This window comes from Flavivirga jejuensis (assembly GCF_030540765.1).
In the GTDB taxonomy this organism is placed as follows: Bacteria; Bacteroidota; Bacteroidia; order Flavobacteriales; family Flavobacteriaceae; genus Flavivirga; species Flavivirga jejuensis.
Window position 1 is genome coordinate 229,191 of sequence record NZ_JAUOEL010000002.1, and the last position, 23,235, is coordinate 252,425.

Sequence of the window (23,235 nt, forward strand, 5' to 3'; positions counted from 1 at the left end):
AAAACCTGAAACAAATTTATGGAAACTAAAGATTCACAAAGACCATTAGAAAACAAATTAAATAAGCGAAAAACAGATACAGCAAAGCATGCATCTACAGATAAAAAGCAAATTTATGCAGAAGGTCTAAAAGTACTAAAAGAAAGTAATATTGTATTAAACGCATTGCAAGTTGGAGACACGGCATTAAATTTTGAGCTTCCAAATGCATCTGGTAAACATGTAACTTTATATAATCAACTTAAAAAAGGACCAGTAATTTTAATGTGGTATCGTGGAGGGTGGTGTCCATATTGCAATATAACACTTCAGCACATGCAGCAATCGCTTACCGAGTTTAAAAAATATAATGCAAACTTATTGGCAATTACGCCAGAAGTACCAGACAGTTCGATTTCTACAAAAGAAAAACACCAATTGCAATTTGAAGTTTTAAGTGATGTTGACAATGTTGTTGCCAGATACTACAAAGTGGTTCATAAATTGACAAATGCTGTAGCCAATGTATATGAAAAAAACTTTGGATTGAGTGATTATAATGGTAACACCAAAGGAGAATTACCATTGGCAGTAACCTATATAATAGGACAAGATAAAATTATTAAATATGCCTTTTTAGATGCTGATTATAGAAATAGAGCAGAACCTAAAGATTTAATAGAAATCTTAAAAGAAATAAAATGAAAAACATGATTGATCAAATTATCAATATTTGTGTACACACGGTGATCCCCAAGGGTCGGGGAATTCTTTAGATTAAAAACACTAAACTAATACTTGTTCCAACGTTGTCTAAACTTTTAATCTGAATTTTTCCTTTATGTAGTAACATGATTTCTTTACAGAGACTCAAACCAATACCACTCCCATTCTTTTTTGTACTGAAAAAAGGAATAAAAACGTTGTTAATAATTTCATTTGGAATCCCTTTTCCGTTATCAGTAACCTTTATAATAGCAGATCCTTCGATATTTTTTTGTGCCAATAAATTAATTTTTGGATGTTCAATTTCTTTACAAGCTTCTACCGAATTAAGGATTAAATTAATTAAAACTTGTTCTATTAAATAGGTATCCATTTCTATGTCTAAATCAGATTGCTCTATATCAAAGTTAAGAGCAATGTTCTTATGATCTAAAGAGGGAGCCATTAGAGTTTTTATGTTTTCGAACAGGTCTTTTACTAAAACGGTACTTAAATTTAGATTTGTAATTTTATTAAGACTCCTATATGTTTTCGCAAATTTTAATAATCCCTCACTCCTTTTTTTGATGCTTTCTATCCCCACTTCCAAATCATTAACCTCAAGAGGATGTTCTTCTGGGGCTTCAACAGACAATTGAACTTTAGATTGTAATGTTTCTGCTAATGATGAAATGGGAGCTATAGAATTCATGATTTCATGCGTCATAACACTCAATAATTTACGCCATGCTTCCGATTCATTTCTGTTTAATGTGTCTTCAATATTTTGTAAAACGATTAATTTATAAGTACTATTTTCAATTAAAAAAATGGAGGTTGAAATTAATATTTTTACTTTTTCATTGTCAATATTAATGGTGAGATCATCCCCTTTTGCATGATTGTTTTCAAAAATGATTTTATATAAATCTGGTTTTCTATCTTTTATAAAATGGGTGGTTTTTAAAGATGGTACACTCAATATTTTCTTAAAAGCATCATTAACCCACAAAACCTCAGCAGTTTCAATATTATAGGCTATAATACCAGTATCAATTAATTCTAATATTTTTTGAAGGTATAAATGCTGACCTTCTTTCTCGTGATTAATCGTTTTTATCGTTTTGTTTACTTCGTTAAATCCTTTATGAAGTGCTCTTATATCTTGTGGTCCTGAATCTTCAGTAAACCATCTGGAAAAATCTCTATACTTTACAGATTCAAAAAAATCATCTATTTCAGCAAATCGCTTCATGATGAAACGGTATAAATTAAGAAACGAAAAAATGCTAATACTGGCAATTGGTAGTGTAATGATTATAGCAGTAGATAGGTTCGTATTAAAATTTAGTTTACTAACCGCAAAAGCTAAACTTAGCAGCAAAAAAAACAAAATCAGCACTCTTATAGAAAGAGCCCATTTATACTTACTATAAGCCATATTTATTTAATCTTCTATAAAGCGCGGTTCTTGTGATTCCTAATTCTTTTGCAGATTTAGAAATATTACCATTATTTTTTTCAATAACTTTTAAAATGGTATTCTTTTCTACTGTTTCTAAATTAAGACCGTTTTCTTCAATTCTGATTTGCTTTTTTTCTATGGGTGAAAAAACCAAATCTTCATCCGCTAAGGTATTTTTATCTGCCATAATCACAGCACGTTCTAAAGCATATTGAAGCTCCCTCACATTGCCTGGAAAATAATAATCTTTTAGTTTTTTTATAAAACTGTCTTCTAATCTAAAAGTTGATTTTAAATACTTTTCGGCATACATTTCAATAAAATGATTTGCTAGTAGCAAAATATCATTATCACGAGATCTTAATGGTGGCATTATAATTTCCACCGTATTAATTCTGTAAATAAGATCTTTTCTAAACTTAGTTTCGTTTGCTAAAAGAGCAATATCTAAATTGGTAGCACAAATAAGTCTTATGTTTAAAGGAATCGGTTCGTTTGATCCAAGTGGTGTTACCTGTCTGTTTTGTAGTATTGTTAAAAGTCGGGCTTGTTGCTGTAAACTAATGTTTCCAATTTCATCTAAAAACAAGGTGCCTCCTTCGGCAGCTTCAAAACGCCCTTTTCTATCTTCTTTTGCATCTGTGAATGCGCCTTTTTTATATCCAAATAATTCACTTTCAAACAAGGTTTCGGTTAGTGCACCAACATCTACTTTAATAAATGGTTTGTTCTTCCGTAAAGAATTATCATGTATCGCTTTTGCTACCAAATCTTTTCCTGTGCCGTTCTCTCCAAGAATTAAAATATTAGCCTCTGTTGGTGCTATTTTTTTAATCTTTAAAAACACGTCTTGCATAGCACGGCTTTCGCCTAGAATCTCACTTCCAGAGATTACTGTACTTGCTATTTTGTGTTTGCTAGATACTTTTTTACTAAGAATTTCGGTTATGGATTGAATCAGTTTTTCGTTCTTCCAGGGTTTTACCAAAAAGTCTAAAGCACCTTCTTTTAACGATTTTATAGCCAAGTCTAATTCACCATAAGCAGTAATTAAAATCACCCCTATTTCCTTATCTATTTCCTTAATTTTATTAAGCCAATAAATCCCTTCGTTTCCTGTATTTACTAAACCGTTAAAATTCATGTCCAGTACTACAATATCAAATTTGTGTCTTTTTATTAAAGCACTAATATGATTCGGGTTTTTCTCCACAACAACCTGCTTTACTCTAGATTTTAGTAAAAGGCGTATGGCAGTTAATACGTCTGCATCATCATCTACAACTAATATGTTTGCATTTTTTAACAACATAATTACAATATTACAATTTTATTGGTCTCATAATGAATTTGAACTCTAGAAATTAACAGCTAGCATAAAAGTGTTTTAATACCGTACACGAGTGTATCAAAAACGGACACATGCCTATCTCTTAAAAATCAAAAATACCTGAAAAACAACTATTTACATGTTTGGCACAGTTATAACAACCAATAAAACAAATTATAAATAACCTTATGGATATACCTATTGAAAAGAAACGATTTACCAAGTCAAAAATAATTATTGGTGTTGGTCTCATTTTACTAATATCTTTTATAATTTATGTATTTGTAACTTCTGGTGGAAAACCGAAGTTAAATGTTAATACCGAACGTATTATGATTAGCACTGTAAAAGATGGTGTTTTTCAAGAAAACATTCCAGTAAGTGGTAGTGTATTACCAATTACTACTATTTATTTGGATGCTCTTGAAGGGGGCCGTGTTGAAGAAATTTTTGTTGAAGATGGCACCATTATGAAACAAAACGCTCCTATTTTACGTCTTTCTAATACCGATTTAGAATTGAGTTTAATAAATCAAGAAACATCGGTATATAATTTATTAACTCAAATGCAAATTTCTCAAAATGCCGCACGTCAAAACACAATTAATAAATTAAATCAAATGACGGAGGTAGAAAATGCTTTAATTGAAGCCAATAGAATATATAAACTCAATAAAAAACTATATGAGCAAAAAGCAATTGGTCGTAACGAATTTGAGGAAGCTGAGAATAATTACAATTATCAGAAACAACGTATGGCACTAACCCAACAAATTTTGCAACAAGATTCCATTTCTGTTAAACAAGAAAGTGTACAAGCTAAAAGTTCCTTTACCAGAACACAAAGTGCCTTGAAATTAATGCGTAAAAAAGTAGGCGATTTAGTGGTACGCGCTCCTGTTGATGGGCAATTAACGTCCTTAGATGCTGAAATTGGACAATCTAAAGTTAAGGGTGAACGTTTGGGGCAGCTAGATGTATTGAGTGGTTTTAAGGTTCGTGTGGATATCGATGAACATTATATTTCTAGAATTTACACAGGACAATATGGCTCCTACTCTTTTAATAATGTTGACTATAAATTGCAAATAAAAAAAGTATACACACAAGTTAGCGAAGGAAGGTTTCAAGTAGATATGCTCTTTGATAAAGACATGCCAAAAGGGATTCGAAGAGGGCAATCATTCCAAATTAGATTAGCTTTAAGTGATGAAAAACAAGCAGTATTAGTACCTAAAGGTGGATTTTTTCAGCAAACGGGTGGCAATTGGATTTTTAAATTGAGTGATGATGGAAAAATAGCTTACAAAGTTGATATTCAATTAGGAAGTCAAAACACCGAGTATTACGAAGTGCTTCAAGGATTAGGTGCTGGCGATAAAGTAATAACGTCTAGCTATGATAATTTTGGTGACAAACAAGAATTAATTTTAAAATAATAACAGATCAATCATGATTAAAATAACCGATTTAGAAAAATATTATAAAACTGAAGAGTTACAAACCATAGCGTTAAACAAATTATCTTTTGAGGTAAAAAAAGGAGAGTTTGTTGCCATTATGGGCCCTTCGGGGTGTGGTAAATCGACACTGCTTAATATTTTAGGGATGTTAGACGATTCTGACGGTGGTAGTTTTATTTTTAATGGCGAAGAGGTTATTCATTATAACGAACGTAAAAGAGCAAACATCCGCAAACACAATATTGGTTTTGTATTTCAAAGCTTTAACCTAATAGACCAACTCACCGTTTTCGAAAATGTAGAACTCCCATTAATTTATATAGGTGTAAAAAAAGCCGAAAGAAAAAAGAAGGTATACGAAGTCCTAGAGAAAATGCAAATCATGCACCGGCGCAAGCACTTTCCTCAACAATTATCGGGAGGTCAACAACAACGTGTTGCTGTAGCTAGAGCCGTAGTAAACAATCCCAAACTAATTCTTGCCGATGAACCTACAGGAAACCTCGACAGTTCTAATGGTAACGAAGTCATGGATTTATTAACCGAATTAAATAAACAAGGCACCACCATTATTATGGTAACACATAGCGAGCATGATGCTAAGTTTTCACACCGTATTATTCGTATGCTAGATGGTCAAAAGGTCATAGAGAATAGTTTAATTTAAATCTGTTTTTTAGACTAAAAAAAAAATCAATCAAAAAACGAACAGTAAATCATAAAAATCATGTTTAGAAATTATTTTAAAATAGCATGGAGAAATCTTTTAAAGAACAAGGTATATTCATTTATAAACATATCTGGTTTAGCTGTTGGTATGGCGGCAACAATAATGATAGGTTTATGGATAACTGATGAATTAAATTATAATAATCACTTTAAAAAGAAAGATGTTATAGCCCAAGTATATCAAAGTCAAGCAATTAATGGAGATGTTGGTACAGGGCCTGCAATTCCTAGACCTTTGGAATTTATATTACGAGAGGAATACGCTGATAATTTTAAGCATATTGTTATGTCTTCTTGGGAACATCCTAGGTATTTAAAATATGGCGAAACGAATATCTATACTAAAGGAAATGCGATGCAAGAAGGCGGTCCAGAAATGCTAGACCTCAAAATAATTGAAGGGGTTAAAGATGGACTTAAAGAAAAGAATTCTATAATGCTTTCTAAAACTTCTGCTAAAACATTGTTTGGGTCTGATGCTGCTGTGGGTAAAATAATAAAGGTTAACAATTTAGATGATTTAATAGTTACTGCTGTTTATAACGATATTCCTGAGAATAATTCATTTAATGAAATGGATTATTTAATACCGTGGAAATATTATGTAACAAAACAACCATGGTTAGAAAATGCTATAGACCATTGGGGAAATAATTCCTTTCAAATGTTTGTTCAAATTAATGAAAACACAACCATGGAAGCAGTGACATCTAAAATTATAGATGTTAAGAAAAATGCATCAGTTGATGAAGCAGAGTTTAATCCTCAAATATTCTTATTTCCTATGCAAGATTGGTACCTAAGAAGCGATTTTGAAAATGGTGTTCAATCTGGAGGGCGCATAGAAAATGTATGGTTGTTTGGTATAATTGGATTATTCATTTTACTACTAGCTTGTATTAATTTTATAAATTTAAGTACAGCCCGTTCTGAAAAACGAGCTACTGAAGTTGGTATTAGAAAATCAATTGGTTCACAACGAGGTCAGTTAATATTTCAATTTTTAAGCGAGTCTTTTTTAATTGTTATTTTATCATTTGTATTTGCCATAGGTATCGTATTACTCTTTTTAAATGGATTTAATAATTTGGCTAGTAAAGTCATTGTATTTCCGTGGACTAATATTCAATTTTGGCTAGTAGCGTTAGTGTTTATAATTGTTACGGCTTTCTTATCAGGTAGCTATCCTGCAATATATTTATCATCCTTTAATCCAGTAGCAGTTCTAAAAGGTGCTTTTAATGCTGGTCGTTACTCCTCTTTACCTAGAAAAATCCTGGTTGTTACGCAGTTTACAGTATCTATAGCCTTGATTATTGGTACGCTAGTAGTAATGAATCAAATTCAATTTAGTAAAGATCGCCCTGTTGGATATGATAAAGAAGGCTTAATCCAAATCCCGGTAATGAGTAACGAATTTATTGGTAAAGCCGAGGTTATGAGAACGCAATTTATAGCTTCTGGTGGCGCTATAGAAATGGCAACAACAAGTAGTCCTACAACAAATGTTTGGTCAAATAGATCTGGTTATACATGGGAAGGAAAACCTGTTGGCTTTCAAGAAGATTTGGCTTACACTAATGTTTCTTACGAGTTTGTGAAAACCTTGGGCGCAAAAATAATTCAAGGACGTGGTTTTTCACGTGATTTCCCATCAGATTCCTTAGGTGTAATTCTAAATAAAACTGCTGTTGAGTACATGGGAATTAAAGATCCGATAGGAAAGTATATTAGAGATGCTGATACTGATGTCGAAAATCGAGAGCCACCTTTAAAAATTATCGGAGTCATAGATGATATTATTATGCAATCACCTTACAGCCCTGTAAAACAATCGATGTATGCTTTTGATAATGTTGGTACTGCAAGCTTCTATAATCTAAGATTAAATCCAGAAAAAAGTACTGCTAAAAACTTAGAAATAATTAAAAATGTCTTTAAAAAGAATTTCCCAGATACCCCCTTCGATTTTCAATTTGTAGATGAAGAATACGGAAGAAAATTTAGTTCAGAAGAACGCATTGCAAGTTTGGCTAGAGTATTTACTGCATTAGCTATTTTTATTAGTTGTTTGGGGTTATTTGGATTGGCATCATTCGTAGCAGAGCAACGCACTAAAGAAATTGGTGTTAGAAAAGTATTAGGAGCATCCATCAGTCAATTATGGTTATTACTTTCAAAAGATTTCATCACGCTTGTAGTTATTGCACTCTTGATTGCTTCTCCTTTTGCCTATTATATTATGGGGCAATGGTTACAAAAGTTTAGCTATAGAGTATCTGTAGGTTGGGATGTGTTTGCAATTGCATGTTTTGGGGCACTTATTATCACACTTATCACTGTAAGTTTCCAAGCCATCAAAGCAGCAATTGTAAACCCTATAAAAAGTTTAAGAACAGAATAATCATGATTAGAAACTATTTTAAAATAGCAATAAGAAATCTACGAAAAAACAAATTATACGCAAGCATTAATATTTTTGGCTTGGCTATTGGTTTAACTTCTTGCATGCTCATTGGGCTTTATATTGTTAACGAACTGAGTTATGACAAATTTAATAACAAAGCCAATCGCATTGTACGTGTTACAATGGAATATAAAATGTCGAACGAAATTAATTATGCAGCAACAACTGGAACCAAAGTAGGCCCAGAGTTTGCGAGGACTTTTCCTAAAATAGAAGAATACACTAGAACATTTATTAGCACTAGTAATGTAGAATACGGTAACAAACTTTTTAATGAGGATAGAATTCTTTTTGCAGACCCTTCCTTCTTCAACATATTTTCTTTTAACCTCTTACAGGGGAATGCTGAAACTATTCTAGATGCACCAAACAAAATTGTGCTTACAGAATCCATGGCAAAAAAATATTTTGGTGATGAAAACCCTATTAATAAAACCATAACAGTTATTGGCAAGGAGATGATTGTTTCAGGGGTTAGTGAAGACAGTCCTAAAAATTCACAAATTAAGTTTGATTTTGTAACTCAATTCTTAAACCTTGGAAATAAAGTAAAAAGAGAGCAATGGTGGTCAGCTAATTGGATAACCTATTTTTTGTTGAACACTGGTGATGATATAACTCAATTTGAACAGCAAATAAATACTTATATGCAAACGGATGCTATTAGAAGTCAAGCAGGTTTAGAAGGCGAGAGTTATTTAAATTACCATTTGCAACCACTATTGGATGTCCATTTAAAATCTGATTTGGCTGGTTTCGAACCAAATGGAAACATGACATACATATACATATTCATTATAATTTCCTTACTTATTTTATTAATTGCAAGTGCCAATTACACCAACCTTGCAACAGCTCAATCCACTTCTAGAAGTGGCGAGATTGGAATGCGAAAGGTAATGGGAGCTAGTAAGCGTCAAGTATTCATACAATTTATTAGTGAATCTACAACCATTACATTTATTGCAGCTGTCTTAGCTTTATTATTATGTGTCCTGGTGCTGCCATATTTTAACTCTATAACAGGGAAAGCGTTTACCAAATTAGAGTTACTTCAACCAATACCAATGCTATTACTTTTTTTATTCAGTGTAATAGTGAGTTTCCTTGCGGGTTTGTATCCTGCACTTGTTTTATCGGGAACTAACGTTATGAGTGTTCTTAAAAAAGGATTCAGAAGTCCTGGAGGAAATGGAATATTAAAAAAATCCTTAATAGTAGGTCAATTTTCGATTTCTGTATTCCTTATTATTTACACGATGGTTATCCTTCAGCAAATGGATTTTATCCAAAACAAAAATTTGGGATATAATAAAGACCATGTGGTTGTATTACCTATAAGCAGAACTATGTTTGAGAATTTCGAAACCTTTAAATATGGTTTAGAACAAATTTCTGGAGTGCAATCAGTTACAGCATCTTATGAAACTCCTAAGTTTGTAAAATGGGGAGATGGTGTAAATGTGGTAGACGAAAACGGAGAGCATACTATCGATATCAATGCAATGCCTGTAGATTTAAATTTTGTGAACACCTTAGGCATGAAAATGGCTGCTGGACGTGATTTTATACAATCAGATTTTGCTTTAATGGATACCACTAATAATAGTGTTAACTACAAACAACCTTATTTAATAAACGAAACCTTAGCAAAACAAATTGGTTGGTCTCCAGAAGAAGCTATTGGGCGTACTATTGAAAATAGAGCCTCAGGCCCCGTATTAGGTGTTGTAAAAGATTTTAATTTTAGCAGTTTGCATGAGCCAGTTGGTCCATTGCTTATGTTTTTAGGTCGTAATTTTTCAAGAAATTATATGGTTCGAATTTCTGATTTAGATGTTCAAGGTACTTTGGGGCACTTGGAAACTCTTTGGAATGAACGTACTAATAGCAGACCCTTTAATTACCATTTCTTAGATGAAGATTATGACACGCTTTACCAAACAGAACAGCGCAGTGCAATTCTTTTTAGTGTAGCAGCAGGACTTGCTGTTATTCTTGCTTGCTTAGGTTTGTTTGGTCTAGCAGCTTTCACCATAGTACAACGTACTAAAGAAATTGGTATTAGAAAAGTCTTAGGAGCAAACCTTAGTAATATCATACTTTTAATAAGTAAGAACTTTTTAGTATTAGTAACAATAGCTATCATTATTGCATCACCATTCGCTTTTTTCGCTGCAAAAAAATGGTTGCAGAATTTCGCATACAGAATTGAACCCGAATGGTCCGTGTTTATTATTCCAGTTATTGTGACCTTGCTTGTCACATTTTTAACAGTTGGTTATCATTCTATTAGAGCTGCCATTGTAAACCCTATTAAAAGTTTAAGAACTGAATAAAAAAATCATCAATCAAAAACAATAGATATCATGCTTAGAAATTATTTCAAAATAGCTTGGAGAAACCTTATTAAAGACAAAATGTTCACCATATTAAACGTTACTGGACTTTCGGTAGCTTTTGGTATTGCAATACTCTTAGCAATGGCAGGTTTTTTTGATTTATCGTATGACAAATTCCATACAAATGCAGATCACCTTTACAAGGTATATTCCGTTCAACAAACCTCAAAAGGTCCAGAAGCGAGTGTAAGTCAGCCTGCCCCCTTGTTAGAAGCTCTAAAAGCAGAAGTACCAGGTATTGAAAAGGCATCTCGGTATTTACAACAGGAGGCCATAGTTTCCTTTAACGAAAAAGAAATTAATATGGATGCTGTTTGGGTAGATGCTGATTTTTTCGACATGTTTACCTTCCCTTCATTAAAAGGAAAAATAAATAATCCTTTAGAAAAACAATCTTCTATAGTGATTACAGAAAGTACCGCCAAGAAACTTTTTGGAGACGAAAAAGCCATTGATAAGACCGTTCAAATATTGATAAACGGTAAGGATCACCCCTTTAACATAAGTGCTGTTGTTGCAAACAATTTACCTCAAAGCACCTTGGAATTTGAATTGGCCATTCCTTTTGAAAAGGAAGCAGACTACCAAAACAACAAGGATACTTGGGATTCAAGCTACCATGATGTTTATATACAGTTAGCAAATGGTGTGTCTCCCAAACAATTTGAGAAAGCGACCCGTGCTTTGGTAGATCTGAATCTTCAGGAACAAATTGCAAACGCTAAGCGAGATGGCGCACAGACCAATGCTGATGGGAGATATTATAAATTTGATATTTTGCCTGTTACGGATGTAAAATTCACCAAATTCAAAAATGGTTATGCTGAAGTGAGCAGAAGTACCCCGTATTTAGTTTTGGGCATTGCTTTTTTAATTCTATTTATTGCTTGCGTGAACTTTATCAATATGAGCATAGCAAAAAGTGGACAACGCCTTAAAGAAATAGGCATGCGTAAAACATTGGGGGCGAAAAGGAAGCAATTGTTTCTTCAATTTTGGAGTGAGAGTTTTTTTGTTTTTTGTATTTCCGTTCTATTAGGATTGATGTTGAGTATCCTTTTGATAGATTCGTTTAAAACCATTTTCAGAACTGCAGTTTCCTTTGATTTATTGATATCTCCAACGATTATCCTATCCTTTTTGTCCACTGTTTTACTCATCACTGTTTTGGTAGGTGGTTACCCAGCAATACTACTCAGTAAGTTGGGAACCATCCAATCTTTAAAAGGAAAACTTGACCATTCTGGAAAAAATAAGGTTCGAGATGGGCTCATTGTAATACAATTCGGTATTGCTATTTTATTAATAAGTGGCACATTAGTACTAAGAGAGCAATTAGATTTTATGCGAAATAAAGACCTAGGTTTTAATAAAGAACAAGTACTATCCTTTCCATTATACGGAAAAAAAGATAGTCATCAAGCACTCCAGTTGTTGCGAAATGAATTAGCCAGCAATCCAGATATTTTAGAAATAACAGGAGCAGATAATAATTTAGGACTTGGTAAGGACGGTAGTCTCTCCAAGAGTATATATGGTTTTGAATATAAAGAGCGGGTGATATACACTAATTCTTTGACGGTAGACTATGATTATGTAGAAACCTTAGACTTGAAAATCGTTAAAGGCAGAAACTTTAAAAGAGGTTATGCCAATGATAGTTTAAGTGTGGTCATTAATGAAGCAATGGTTAAAGAACTTGGTGAAAAAGATCCTTTAACAGCATATGTTACTGTTAGTGATAGTATAAGATATCCCGTAATTGGTGTTGTAAAAGACTATAATTTTGAGAAATTAGATAAGTCCATTCAACCCATAACCATGTTTTTGAATAACAACGAAGGTTTGTACTATGCTTATGTAAAAGTAGCTCCAACCAATATGGCAAAATCCTATGATGTTATAAAACAGGCTTGGAAAAAGATAGCTCCCAATGCAACGTTCTTAGGTTCTTTTCTGGATGAAAACATCAACAGAACTTTTAGAAAAGAAGAAAAGATAGCCAAAATGATTACTGCAGGATCTATTATAGCTATCGTATTAAGTTGTATTGGTCTTTTTGCCATTTCTTTATTACTCATTACCCAACGAACCAAAGAAATTGGAGTCCGTAAAATAATTGGCGCAAGTATCACTAATATTACTTTTTTATTAACCAAAGATTTCTTGAAATTAGTTGGGGTTTCCTTTTTAATAGCAACCCCTATTGCTTGGTGGTTTATGAAAGAATGGTTACAAAACTATCCTTTTAAAATCGATTTAAGCATATGGTCTTTTCTAGCGGCAGGTATTTTGACTACCATAATTGCTTTACTAACCTTAGGAGTTAAAACCTTAAAAGTGGCTACACAAAACCCAGTAAAAAGCATTAAAACAGAATAATCATGATTAGAAACTATTTTAAAATCGCATGGCGAAACCTTATTAATAACAAAGGATATTCTGCTATAAACATTGGAGGTCTTGCTTTAGGTATGGCAGTTGTTATTCTTATTGGATTATGGATTCATGACGAAATAACTTTTGATCAGAATCACAAAAACTATGAGGACATTGCTCAAGTTTTAGTGCATAAAACAGCTAATGGAAAGAAAAGAACCCGTTACACGATGCCTTATCCTTTAGGGAATGAATTAAGAGCAAAATACAATGAAGATTTTGAGCATGTAGTTATGAGTTCATTTCATAGTGATAATATCTTATCTGTGGGCGATAAAAATATTTCTAAGAGAGGTGGCTTTATGGAACCTGATGCACTTAAAATGCTTTCATTAAATATGGTATACGGCAACTGGGACGGACTAAAAAACCCTAACTCCATTGTCATTTCACAAGCAACAGCAAAAGTGCTTTTTGGGGGCAAAAACCCTATTGGTGAATTGATGACTATAAGTAATAAACTAGATGTGCAAGTAACAGGTGTTTATAAAAACATGCCCTTTAATACTACATTTAATAAATTAGAATTTATAGCTCCCTGGGACTTATATGTGTCTTCCTATACTTGGGTAAAAGAATCTCGCGATAATAATATGTGGGATAATAGTTCTTATCAACTGTATGTTCAAATTGCAAATGGCAGCAACATGTCCTCGGTTAGCTCAAAAATTAAAAATGTTGTGTATGACCACCTACCCGAATATGGCAAGAAAAGCCATCCAGAACTCTTTTTATTTCCTATGAAGGATTGGCATTTAAGGTCTAATTGGAAAGATGGTGTTAACACTGGAGGATTTATTCAGTACGTATGGCTATTTGGCATTATTGGTCTATTTGTATTACTTCTAGCATGTATTAATTTTATGAATTTAAGTACAGCACAATCCGAAAAGAGAGCCAAAGAAGTAGGAATTCGTAAATCTATTGGATCTTCGAAACGTCAATTAATTAATCAATTTTTGAGCGAATCGTTTTTAAGCGTGGTATTTGCCCTTATTTTGGCTTTAATCTTAGTAGTATTAGTACTGCCTGCATTTAATCAATTGGCAGATAAACAAATACGTTTTCCTTATAACAATTTATATTTTTGTTTGTTAAGTTCAGGAATTGTAATAGCTACCAGTCTTATAGCTGGTAGTTATCCTGCGCTTTACCTTTCATCTTTCCGTCCAGTAAACGTATTAAAGGGTACTTTTAAAACAGGAAACTCAGCAAGTTATTTTCGTAAAACCCTAGTTGTAGTACAATTTACTGTTTCTATAATACTTGTAGTTGGAACCATTGTTGTAGAAAAGCAAATTGACCATTCTAAAAATCGTCCCATGGGATATGAAAAAAACGGATTGGTTATGCTTGAAAAAGTAACAGAAGATTATAAAGGGAAATACAATGTGCTTAGAAACGACCTTAAAAATAGTAAAGCTGTTATAGAGATGTCGGAATCTTCCAGTCCCCTAACAGATATATGGAGTAGCGGCGGTGGTTTTAAATGGGCAGGTAAATCGCCTGACTTTATACCTAATATAGGCATGATTTTCATAGGGCATGATTACGGAAAAACAATTGGCTGGGAACTCACTAAAGGACGTGACTTTTCCAGAGCATTCCCAACAGACTCCACTGCTTTTATATTCAATGAAGCTGCTATTAAATATATGGGAATAGAAAACCCTATAGGTAAAATTGTTCGGTGGAATAGCCAAGACCATAAAATTATTGGCGTTGTAAAAGACATGCTCGCAGAATCTCCTTTTAAACCCGTTAAGCAAGCTGTTTATATGATACAATATGAGAATACAAGCTGGATAAATCTCAAATTAAATCCTAAAAAAAGTACCAGTGCTTCTCTAGCGTTGATAGAAACGGTTTTAAAAAAGCATGCTCCTAATGTCCCTTTTGAATATCAGTTTGTAGATCAGTCTTTTGCTAAGAAGTTTGTTGCCGAAGAGCGCATAAGAACTTTAGCAAGCATATTTGCCTTATTTGCCATTTTTATAAGCTGTTTAGGTCTTTTTGGATTGGCTTCATTTATGGCAGAACAACGTTCCAAAGAAATTGGTATTCGAAAAGTTGTAGGAGCCTCAATTTTTAATTTATGGAAACTCCTTTCTAAAGATTTTGTAAAACTCGTCATGCTTGCCTGTATTATCGCTATACCCATAGCATATTACGGTATGCGCAATTGGTTGAATAATTATGAATACCAAACAAATATCTCTTGGTGGGTATTTGCAATTTCTGGGATTGGCGCACTTATAATTACATTATTAACGGTGAGTTTCCAAGCTATAAAAGCTGCCATAACAAACCCAATTAAAAGTTTGAAAGCAGAATAAATCATCAACGTACACTGAATTCGTTTCAGCATCAAAAAACAAAAAATCATGATACGTAACTATTTCAAAATCGCGTGGCGAAACCTTATTAAAAACAAAGGATTTTCTTTAATCAATATTGGAGGTCTGTCTATTGGCATGAGTTGTAGTATTCTTATTCTTTTATGGGTTCTGGATGAAACGAGTTATGATAAATTTCACACCAATGCCAACCAAATTTATAGACTTACAGTTGACGCAGGGAGTGATTTTAAAGCAGCCGTTAGTCCTGCTGGAATGGCATCTGGTCTTCAAGATATCATTCCAGAAATAGAATCAACAATGCGTCTGAGCCCACCAATTACGGCTTTATTTGAAGCAAATAACCTTAAATTTGAAGAGCAGCATGTTTTTTGTGCTGATGCCAACTTTTTGGAAATGTTTAATTTTTCTTTATTAAAAGGACATCTTAAAACGGCATTACAAAATCCCAATGGGATATTAATAACAACGACCACAGCCAGAAAATATTTTGGAAGCGAAGATGCTTTAGGAAAAATTATAAGGAAAGATAATAAGGATACGTTCACTATTACTGGAATATTAGCAGATACCCCTTCTAATTCCCACTTACAATTTGATATTATTTTACCCATGTCTTATTTAGCAAAAACAGACAAAAACCTAATCAAAAATACATGGAATAATTTCGGTTTTTATTCTTATATCCAATTTAATAGAGGCCATAAATTATCATCTGAAGCACGTACTAATCTTGAGGATGAAATCAATCAAATCTATGCTTCCAAAAGTCCCGAATTTCAACCCAAATTTCAGTTACAACCCCTCACAGATATCCATTTACATTCTTCTAATTTACAAATAGATGTTTCTGGTCATGGTAATATTCAATATGTGAATATTTTTATTATAATTGCTTTTATCATTTTATTAGTTGCCTGTATCAATTTTATGAATCTAGCCACAGCTCAATCATTTCGAAGAGCTAAAGAAGTAGGACTTAGAAAAGTAATCGGAGCTAAAAGAAATCAATTGATATTTCAATTTTTAAGTGAGTCTATACTCATTTCATTTATTTCTTTATTCATTGCTGTTTGTGTTATATACTTAGTAACCCCTGCATTTAATAATTTGACTGAAAAACAGATCGTATTTCAATTATTAGATAATAAAATATGGTTAAATTTAATTCTTATAGGATTAATTACAGGCCTATTTTCAGGGAGTTATCCCGCATTATTCCTTTCTGGCTTCAAACCAATTAAAGCAATAAAGGGGAGATTAAGATCAGGTCATGAGAATTTGTTGTTTCGAAACGGATTGGTTATTACTCAATTTGTTGTGTCTGTTTTTCTACTTGTAGGAACCGTTGTTGTATATAAACAATTAAATTTTATAAAAGACAAAGATCTGGGTTTTGATAAATCAAACCTTTTATATATCCCTGAAAAAGATGGGATATATAACAAAAGGAGCGCCTTAAAAACGGTGTTACAACAAAATCCACTCACCAGCGATTTTTCTATGGTATCCGATCTGCCTACTAATCTAATTACAGGAGCCGTTAATGTAGAATGGGAAGGAAAAGACCCTAATTCTAAAATTATATTTCCTAGAATCGATATAGATGAGAACTTTACTAGTGTCTTTCAAATAGAGACCCTTCGTGGCCGCAGTTTCTCTAAAGCATTTGGAACCGATGCGTCCAATTATGTTATTAATGAAAAGGCCATGAAAGTAATGGGTATGAATTTAGAAACAGCCATAGGAAAGAACATATCGTTTCAAGATAAGAAAGGAACCATTATTGGCGTTGTGAAAGATTTTAATTTTAAACCACTACAATATGCTATAGAACCGCTCATATTAAGGTTTAGAGAAAAAAATAATATAGTTGTAGTCCGAACCCAACCAGGAAAAACGGAAGCTACCATAAAAGCTTTAAAAGAGATCTATGGGAACCTAAACCCTGCATTTCCTTTTGCCTATAATTTTGTTGATAAAGATCTGGAAAATCAATATCGTGGAGAGCAACAAATGGGAACTGTTTTTAATCTGTTTGCTATTCTGGCCATTTTTATCTCCTGTATTGGTCTATATGGATTATCAGCATTTATTGCAGAACAACGTATTAAAGAAATTGGAATACGAAAAGTTCTGGGAGCAAGTATTTTCGGGCTAGTAAATATGCTTTCCAAAGACTTTTTTAAACTTGTTTTAACGGCATTATTTATCGCGACACCAATCGCATGGTATGTAATGGATACTTGGCTTCAAGATTTTGCTTATCATATAAATATACGTTGGTGGATGTTTGCGCTTTCTGGAATAGCAATAGTTGTTATAGCTCTTACCACTATAAGTTTTCAAACTATAAAAGCCGCCATAACAAACCCAATTAAAAGTTTAAAAACAGAATAAAAATAAATTAATAAAATTATGATACTACAAATTAAGAACCTTTTTAAATGGGTAAACTCAGGAGGCAATCGGGTTTTCTTATTAAACGATATCGACTTTACTGTAAATGAAGGGGAGTTTATTTCCATCATGGGCCCCTCGGGTTCTGGCAAAACTACCTTGTTAAATGTTATTGGTATGCTTGATGATTTTAATGAAGGGGAATATGCTTTTCTGAATGAACCCGTTCATACTTTAAAAGAAAAATACCGTGCCAATTTATATAAGGAATACATCGGTTTTGTGTTTCAATCTTATCATTTAATTGATGAATTAACGGTATATGAAAACATAGAAACACCTTTGTTATATAAAAAACATAGTGCATCCGAACGCAAAGCACTTGTCGCTGATATGTTGGATCGCTTTAATATTGTGGGTAAAAAAGATTTGTTTCCTTCACAATTAAGTGGCGGACAGCAACAGCTAGTAGGAATAGCCAGAGCATTGGTTTCCAGCCCGAAATTAATTTTGGCAGATGAACCCACAGGAAATCTTAATTCTACACAAGGCACAGAAATTATGGAACTCTTTAAGCAATTAAATAAGGAAGGTGTCACCATTATTCAAGTAACCCATTCTGAAAGTAATGCTACTTACGGTTCGAGAACCATTCGTTTAAAAGATGGTATGATTGTTAATAATTGATTATGAAAACGAAAAAAATAATACTATTTGGTGTTTGGAGTCTGCTTTTCAGTATAGGATTCGCTCAAAAAAACCTACCATCAAGTTATACTTTAGAGGCGTGTATTTCCATAGCTATGGAAAATAATTTAGATCTAAAAAGTTCTGGATTAACAACAAAATCAGCTACAATTAATTATAAACAATCCTTAAATGAACTACTCCCAAATTTAAATATGGATTACAATTTGGGTCTTAATAACGGGCGTAGTATAGACCCTTTTACGAATAGTTATAGTAATCAGGAACTAACATTTTCTAACTTAGGAATAAACCTAAATATGACTATTTTTAATGGGTTTAGAATTTTAAACAGCATCAAACAAAACTGGTTTAATATGGAAGCTGCCAAAATGGAATTGGAAGCCGCTAAACAAAATTTAACTTTAAATGTTATTATAGGATATATCCAAATATTAAACAGTCGGGATTTAGTTGAACTTTCAAAATCCAGATTAAAAACCACTGAAGGCCAATTAAAAAGGTTAGAAGTAAATTATAAAGAAGAGGTTGGAAACCCTGTTGATTATACTAATATGCAAGGGCAATATGCTTCAGAACAAGTGGCTATTATAAATGCAGAAAACAATTTTAAATCGGCTGTTTTAGATTTTACAAGCTTATTAAATCTAGAGGCTAACTCTAAAAATAATTTTGAAAATATATCAGGCTTAATTGAATCTGAAAAGTATTTATTTTCGGCAAACGATGTGTATCATGATGCCTTACAGCATTTAGCAACTTTTAAATCGACACAATCCAGAATAGATGCAGCTAATAGTGGTATTAAAGCAGCTAGAGCAAATTATTTTCCCGAAGTATCACTGTTTGGACAATTAAATACAAATTATTCCAGTTTAGCAGAAACTTTTACAGAAACAAGCACAAGTATTTCTGAAACGGGTGATTTTGTAACGATTGATAATCAAGATTATCCAGTGCTTCAAAATGAATCTCAATTTATTAGTGATAAAATAAATTACGATAGTCAGTTTAATAATAACTTAAATACGGTCGTTGGAATATCTGTAAGTGTTCCATTATTTAATGGATTCCGAGCTAAAAATATTGTAAAGCTTCAAAAAATTGAACTTGAAGAAACTGAATTAGAATTTAAACGCACAAAATTGCTTTTTAAACAATCTATAGAGCAAACTTATAATAATATGGAATCAGCATTCAATCGATATCAAATTCTATTAGATCAAGTAGTAGCGTTTAAAGAATCTTATCGTATTAATGAGGTTCGATTTAATAATGGGGTTTCAAATATTATAGATTATATCACTAGCAAAAATAATATGGATTCTGCACAACTTAATCTAAATCAAGCGAAATATGAATACCTGTTACATGTTAAAATTTTAGATTTTTATAGAGGAATTTAAAAATTAAAGAATTTCTTGAAACTGGTTATCCCCAAGGCAAGTCCAATGTCATTAAATTAAAGGTTTTAGCACTTCAATTGTCTGGTTGAGCGCAGTCGAAACCTCTTTCTTTGTTAGAATGATGAGTTCTCGACTGCGCTACCATTGACGTGTTTTATAAATACTTAATTTTCAATCACTTGTCATTCAGAGCATTCCGACAATTGTCGGAGTCGAAGAATCTTTATCATTAATCCCTAAAGATTCTTCAGTCGTACCTCCTCTGAATGACACCCCTATTACGTCATTTCATCCGCTAGTTAAAATTTTTAACACAGGTCTCGAACAGACATAAATCTCCTTAACTCACATATAACGTATCTTAAAAAAAGGCACAAATATTCCTATTAATTCTTTTAGGAATTAAAATTAAGCAGCAAAATATGAGTTAATCTTTTAATTTAAAGCAACAGCCAAATCCTGTTTGCTTATTCCTAGTTTTTTTATAGATTTAATAGTTTTGTTAATTTGAATTTGTTTAAACCGCTCGCTTTCTTTCTTTGAATATTCATAACAAAAGTCTTTCTGATTTTCCAACATCTTGTAAATAATCACGGCAATTTTCCGAGCCGTTGCAATTACGGCAACAATTCGTCCTTTCCTATAAGCTATCCTTCTAAAAAAGTCTCCTAATTTTCCTTTGCTATTACCAGCTGCATTTGCTGCATCTCGTATTGCTTTTGATAAAGGATTTTTTACTTTTGGTGTATTTGAAGATATTGTTTTTCCGCCAGTAATCTTTCTGTTGGGGGCAAAACCCAACCATGAACTGAAGTGCTTTGCGCTATGGAAATCTGATTTTAAATCAAATCCCGTTTCTGACATGAGTGCCATTAGAGTCCCGACTCCAACACCGTCAATTTGGGTAAGATCTATCCCATTTGTCATTTGATGGGCATACCTGGCAACATCAAAATTAGGATCGTTTTTTTGCCGTGCTTTACGTTTTACATAAGGTTTAATTTTGGATTCTTTTCCTCCATCTCCTTTCTTTTTTAAAAGGGTTTCAATTTGATTATCGGTTTCCTTGATCTTTGTCCATGTAAATTGATGTAGGGAATAATTTTGTTCCAATTCAAATAAATGTTCTTCACGCCAATTCCCTTCTAACGCTTTTTCAATATCTTTTCTTGATGCTTTGACATTTTTACCCACGTTTTTGGCTAACCGAACTGGGTTCCTTTCTCCTTCTAAAATGGCTCTTATCACTTTTAAACCAGACTCCCCTGTAAGGTCTCGAAGGACTGTTTTTAACTGAATGTTCATCAACACCAATGATTTATTCATTTTTGATATATACCTACTACTCGTTTCTATCAGGGATTTACGATGACGAACATATTGGCGTAGTTCTTTTGTGAAAATATCTGGCTGAAAACTATTGGATAAAAGTCCAATACTGTGTAACAACTGTAACCATTTACTATCCACAACATCCGTTTTATGTCCTTTTACGTTTTTGACATGTCTGGCATTTACTAAGATTATTTCAAATCCATAACTTTGAAGTAATGTGAATAATTGTTGCCAATAAAATCCTGTGGATTCTAAGGCTACTGTTTTGATTCCATGAAATGTCAAATGCTTTGCGATCTCGTGAAGGTCTGTTGTAAAACTCGTAAATTCTTTTACATTGTCTTGCGATACACATACATAATGGCTACGACTACCAATATCTATCCCTGCTGCATGGGGATTTACAACTGGCATTTTTATCATTTTGATTGGTGCTTTTTTCCTCTTTTTTGCCATCTTAAATATAATTTAGTTAAAATGTACTCGACCAAATGTTTGTTGCTGTTAATTCTCACATGCGGGATTGGTTTAAGACAAACAAACCATCTCCAATAATTTTCTCAAGACATTTGGCTGCCATGCTTAATGACGGGTTTTTACTAACTCCATGTTAATAACGGCTTACCTCCAAGTACTTGCACTAAGTTATATATTTTTTTATTTCCAAAGGTAAAAGTGGCTTAATGACATTGGCTGGCAGGTTCAACTACCAATTTTAAAAACATGGATTCGCCACTTTTCAAAATAGAGTTTTCTTGCCACACAATAGGCATGGACTAATAAAATCAGTTCTTTTATTTTTTGAAAAACAGGGTAAAAACACGGTGTTATTTATGGTCGTTTTTTTCAATATGAGTATCTTTGTTAATGCAGTTAACCTATAAAAAAAAGTTAACTATCTATCCTAAAATGAAAGCATATAAACCAAAAAACAGACTAACCACTCAAGCATATATTGATGGTGTTTTAAATGGTGAGCGGGTTATCTTATCTAGAGCGATAACCATTATAGAAAGCAGTTTAGAAAGTGATAGAATACTGGCAAAAGAAATAGTTCAAGCCATTTTACCCGCTTCAGGCAAATCTATTAGAATTGGTATTACAGGTGTTCCTGGCGTTGGAAAAAGCACCTTTATTGAGACTTTTGGCATGCACCTTATCAAACAAGGATATAAAGTCGCCATTTTATCGATAGACCCTAGCAGCCAACGCTCCAAGGGAAGTATTCTAGGGGACAAAACACGTATGGAAGCCTTGGGACAGATGGAAGATGCCTATATAAGACCATCGGCCTCAGGCGATACACTTGGTGGTGTTGCTAACAAAACGGGCGAAACCATGTTGCTTTGCGAAGCTGCTGGTTATGATGTGATTTTAATTGAAACAGTGGGTGTTGGGCAATCTGAAACGGCGGTTCATGGTATGACCGATTTCTTTTTACTGCTTATGTTGGCTGGTGCTGGTGATGAATTACAAGGCATTAAAAAAGGTATTATGGAAATGGCTGATATGGTGGTTATCAATAAAGCAGATGGTAATAATATACGCATGAGTGAGATGGCCAAAAGACAGTATCAAAATGCACTTCATATTTTTCCGCAATCGGAATCGGGTTGGACACCTATAGTAAGCACCGCTTCTTCGACTAAAAATATAGGTATTGACACCGTTTGGGATACCATTTTAGAATTTAAAAAGCTGGTTGATAAAAACGGTTATTTTAATAAAAATAGAAATCAGCAACAAATACAATGGATGTACAATAATATTAATGAGGCGTTGAAACATCTGTTTTACAATTCAGAAAATATTGATAAAAAGCTTACAGCATTGGAAAAGGATATTATAGCCTCCAAAATATCACCAGTAAAAGCGGCACAATATATTATTAAGGCTTTTAAAGAATCATTTTGAGTATGGTTTCCCCTCCCCTGACTTGCGAGAAACCATGATAAAAACACCATACGCATTCAATTAAAAATGAATTCTTGTTTTCTCAGGAATAAAAAAACTACGACTAAGCATTTCACAAAAAAACCCTGCATTGTAT

Annotated in this window: 14 protein-coding genes; 11 read left to right on the forward strand and 3 right to left on the reverse strand. The window is 33.0% G+C overall.

Annotation, left to right across the window (positions count from 1 at the left end):
- The first annotated feature begins 18 nt into the window (after positions 1-18).
- A complete protein-coding gene (locus Q4Q40_RS06110; protein WP_303300890.1) occupies positions 19-684 on the forward strand; it encodes a peroxiredoxin-like family protein in 666 nt (221 codons plus the stop codon).
- A 67-nt stretch (positions 685-751) separates the two neighbouring features.
- Here Q4Q40_RS06110 and Q4Q40_RS06115 read toward each other — a convergent pair whose 3' ends face one another.
- Both Q4Q40_RS06115 and Q4Q40_RS06120 read right to left on the reverse strand, forming a co-directional pair.
- Entirely contained in the window at positions 752-1,939 is a 1,188-nt protein-coding gene (locus Q4Q40_RS06115; RefSeq protein ID WP_345027338.1) for a sensor histidine kinase, read from the reverse strand.
- 175 nt (positions 1,940-2,114) lie between these two features.
- The gene (locus Q4Q40_RS06120) at positions 2,115-3,461 is read right to left on the reverse strand and encodes a sigma-54-dependent transcriptional regulator (protein ID WP_303300894.1); all 1,347 of its coding nucleotides are present in this window, start codon (positions 3,459-3,461) and stop codon (positions 2,115-2,117) included.
- A gap of 206 nt (positions 3,462-3,667) precedes the next feature.
- Between Q4Q40_RS06120 and Q4Q40_RS06125 the strand changes: the two genes are divergently transcribed.
- The 9 genes from Q4Q40_RS06125 to Q4Q40_RS06165 are packed head-to-tail and all read left to right on the forward strand — an operon-like array spanning position 3,668 to position 19,850.
- Positions 3,668-4,918, forward strand: a complete 1,251-nt coding sequence (locus Q4Q40_RS06125; RefSeq protein ID WP_303300896.1) for an efflux RND transporter periplasmic adaptor subunit — start codon at positions 3,668-3,670, stop codon at positions 4,916-4,918.
- A gap of 13 nt (positions 4,919-4,931) precedes the next feature.
- Complete coding sequence (locus tag Q4Q40_RS06130; RefSeq protein WP_303300898.1) at positions 4,932-5,609, forward strand: ABC transporter ATP-binding protein; 678 nt, start codon at positions 4,932-4,934, stop codon at positions 5,607-5,609.
- 60 nt (positions 5,610-5,669) lie between these two features.
- Positions 5,670-8,075, forward strand: a complete 2,406-nt coding sequence (locus tag Q4Q40_RS06135; RefSeq protein WP_303300900.1) for an ABC transporter permease — start codon at positions 5,670-5,672, stop codon at positions 8,073-8,075.
- A 2-nt stretch (positions 8,076-8,077) separates the two neighbouring features.
- The gene (locus Q4Q40_RS06140) at positions 8,078-10,477 is read left to right on the forward strand and encodes an ABC transporter permease (RefSeq protein WP_303300902.1); all 2,400 of its coding nucleotides are present in this window, start codon (positions 8,078-8,080) and stop codon (positions 10,475-10,477) included.
- Between the two features lie 30 nt (positions 10,478-10,507).
- The gene (locus Q4Q40_RS06145; RefSeq protein ID WP_303300904.1) at positions 10,508-12,922 is read left to right on the forward strand and encodes an ABC transporter permease; all 2,415 of its coding nucleotides are present in this window, start codon (positions 10,508-10,510) and stop codon (positions 12,920-12,922) included.
- Positions 12,923-12,924: 2 nt separating this feature from the next.
- Complete coding sequence (locus Q4Q40_RS06150) at positions 12,925-15,315, forward strand: ABC transporter permease (RefSeq protein ID WP_303300906.1); 2,391 nt, start codon at positions 12,925-12,927, stop codon at positions 15,313-15,315.
- Between the two features lie 48 nt (positions 15,316-15,363).
- Positions 15,364-17,736: an ABC transporter permease gene (locus tag Q4Q40_RS06155; protein ID WP_303300908.1), complete on the forward strand. Its 2,373-nt coding sequence runs from the start codon at positions 15,364-15,366 to the stop codon at positions 17,734-17,736.
- 18 nt (positions 17,737-17,754) lie between these two features.
- Positions 17,755-18,423, forward strand: coding sequence for an ABC transporter ATP-binding protein (locus Q4Q40_RS06160; protein WP_303300909.1), 669 nt, complete (start codon positions 17,755-17,757; stop codon positions 18,421-18,423).
- Positions 18,424-18,425: 2 nt separating this feature from the next.
- A complete protein-coding gene (locus tag Q4Q40_RS06165) occupies positions 18,426-19,850 on the forward strand; it encodes a TolC family protein (RefSeq protein ID WP_303300910.1) in 1,425 nt (474 codons plus the stop codon).
- A 435-nt stretch (positions 19,851-20,285) separates the two neighbouring features.
- Here Q4Q40_RS06165 and Q4Q40_RS06170 read toward each other — a convergent pair whose 3' ends face one another.
- Positions 20,286-21,641: an IS110 family RNA-guided transposase gene (locus tag Q4Q40_RS06170; protein ID WP_303300911.1), complete on the reverse strand. Its 1,356-nt coding sequence runs from the start codon at positions 21,639-21,641 to the stop codon at positions 20,286-20,288.
- 453 nt (positions 21,642-22,094) lie between these two features.
- Between Q4Q40_RS06170 and meaB the strand changes: the two genes are divergently transcribed.
- Positions 22,095-23,099, forward strand: coding sequence for a methylmalonyl Co-A mutase-associated GTPase MeaB (gene meaB, locus Q4Q40_RS06175; RefSeq protein WP_303300912.1), 1,005 nt, complete (start codon positions 22,095-22,097; stop codon positions 23,097-23,099).
- Positions 23,100-23,235: the final 136 nt, after the last annotated feature.

Excerpts from the sequence above, each read along its gene's own strand:
- Q4Q40_RS06110 (WP_303300890.1), top strand. The coding sequence starts at position 19 with ATGGAAACTAAAGATTCACAAAGACCATTAGAAAACAAATTAAATAAG.
- Q4Q40_RS06115 (WP_345027338.1), bottom strand. The coding sequence starts at position 1,939 with ATGAAGCGATTTGCTGAAATAGATGATTTTTTTGAATCTGTAAAGTAT.
- Q4Q40_RS06120 (WP_303300894.1), bottom strand. The coding sequence starts at position 3,461 with ATGTTGTTAAAAAATGCAAACATATTAGTTGTAGATGATGATGCAGAC.
- Q4Q40_RS06125 (WP_303300896.1), top strand. The coding sequence starts at position 3,668 with ATGGATATACCTATTGAAAAGAAACGATTTACCAAGTCAAAAATAATT.
- Q4Q40_RS06130 (WP_303300898.1), top strand. The coding sequence starts at position 4,932 with ATGATTAAAATAACCGATTTAGAAAAATATTATAAAACTGAAGAGTTA.
- Q4Q40_RS06135 (WP_303300900.1), top strand. The coding sequence starts at position 5,670 with ATGTTTAGAAATTATTTTAAAATAGCATGGAGAAATCTTTTAAAGAAC.
- Q4Q40_RS06140 (WP_303300902.1), top strand. The coding sequence starts at position 8,078 with ATGATTAGAAACTATTTTAAAATAGCAATAAGAAATCTACGAAAAAAC.
- Q4Q40_RS06145 (WP_303300904.1), top strand. The coding sequence starts at position 10,508 with ATGCTTAGAAATTATTTCAAAATAGCTTGGAGAAACCTTATTAAAGAC.
- Q4Q40_RS06150 (WP_303300906.1), top strand. The coding sequence starts at position 12,925 with ATGATTAGAAACTATTTTAAAATCGCATGGCGAAACCTTATTAATAAC.
- Q4Q40_RS06155 (WP_303300908.1), top strand. The coding sequence starts at position 15,364 with ATGATACGTAACTATTTCAAAATCGCGTGGCGAAACCTTATTAAAAAC.
- Q4Q40_RS06160 (WP_303300909.1), top strand. The coding sequence starts at position 17,755 with ATGATACTACAAATTAAGAACCTTTTTAAATGGGTAAACTCAGGAGGC.
- Q4Q40_RS06165 (WP_303300910.1), top strand. The coding sequence starts at position 18,426 with ATGAAAACGAAAAAAATAATACTATTTGGTGTTTGGAGTCTGCTTTTC.
- Q4Q40_RS06170 (WP_303300911.1), bottom strand. The coding sequence starts at position 21,641 with ATGGCAAAAAAGAGGAAAAAAGCACCAATCAAAATGATAAAAATGCCA.
- meaB (WP_303300912.1), top strand. The coding sequence starts at position 22,095 with ATGAAAGCATATAAACCAAAAAACAGACTAACCACTCAAGCATATATT.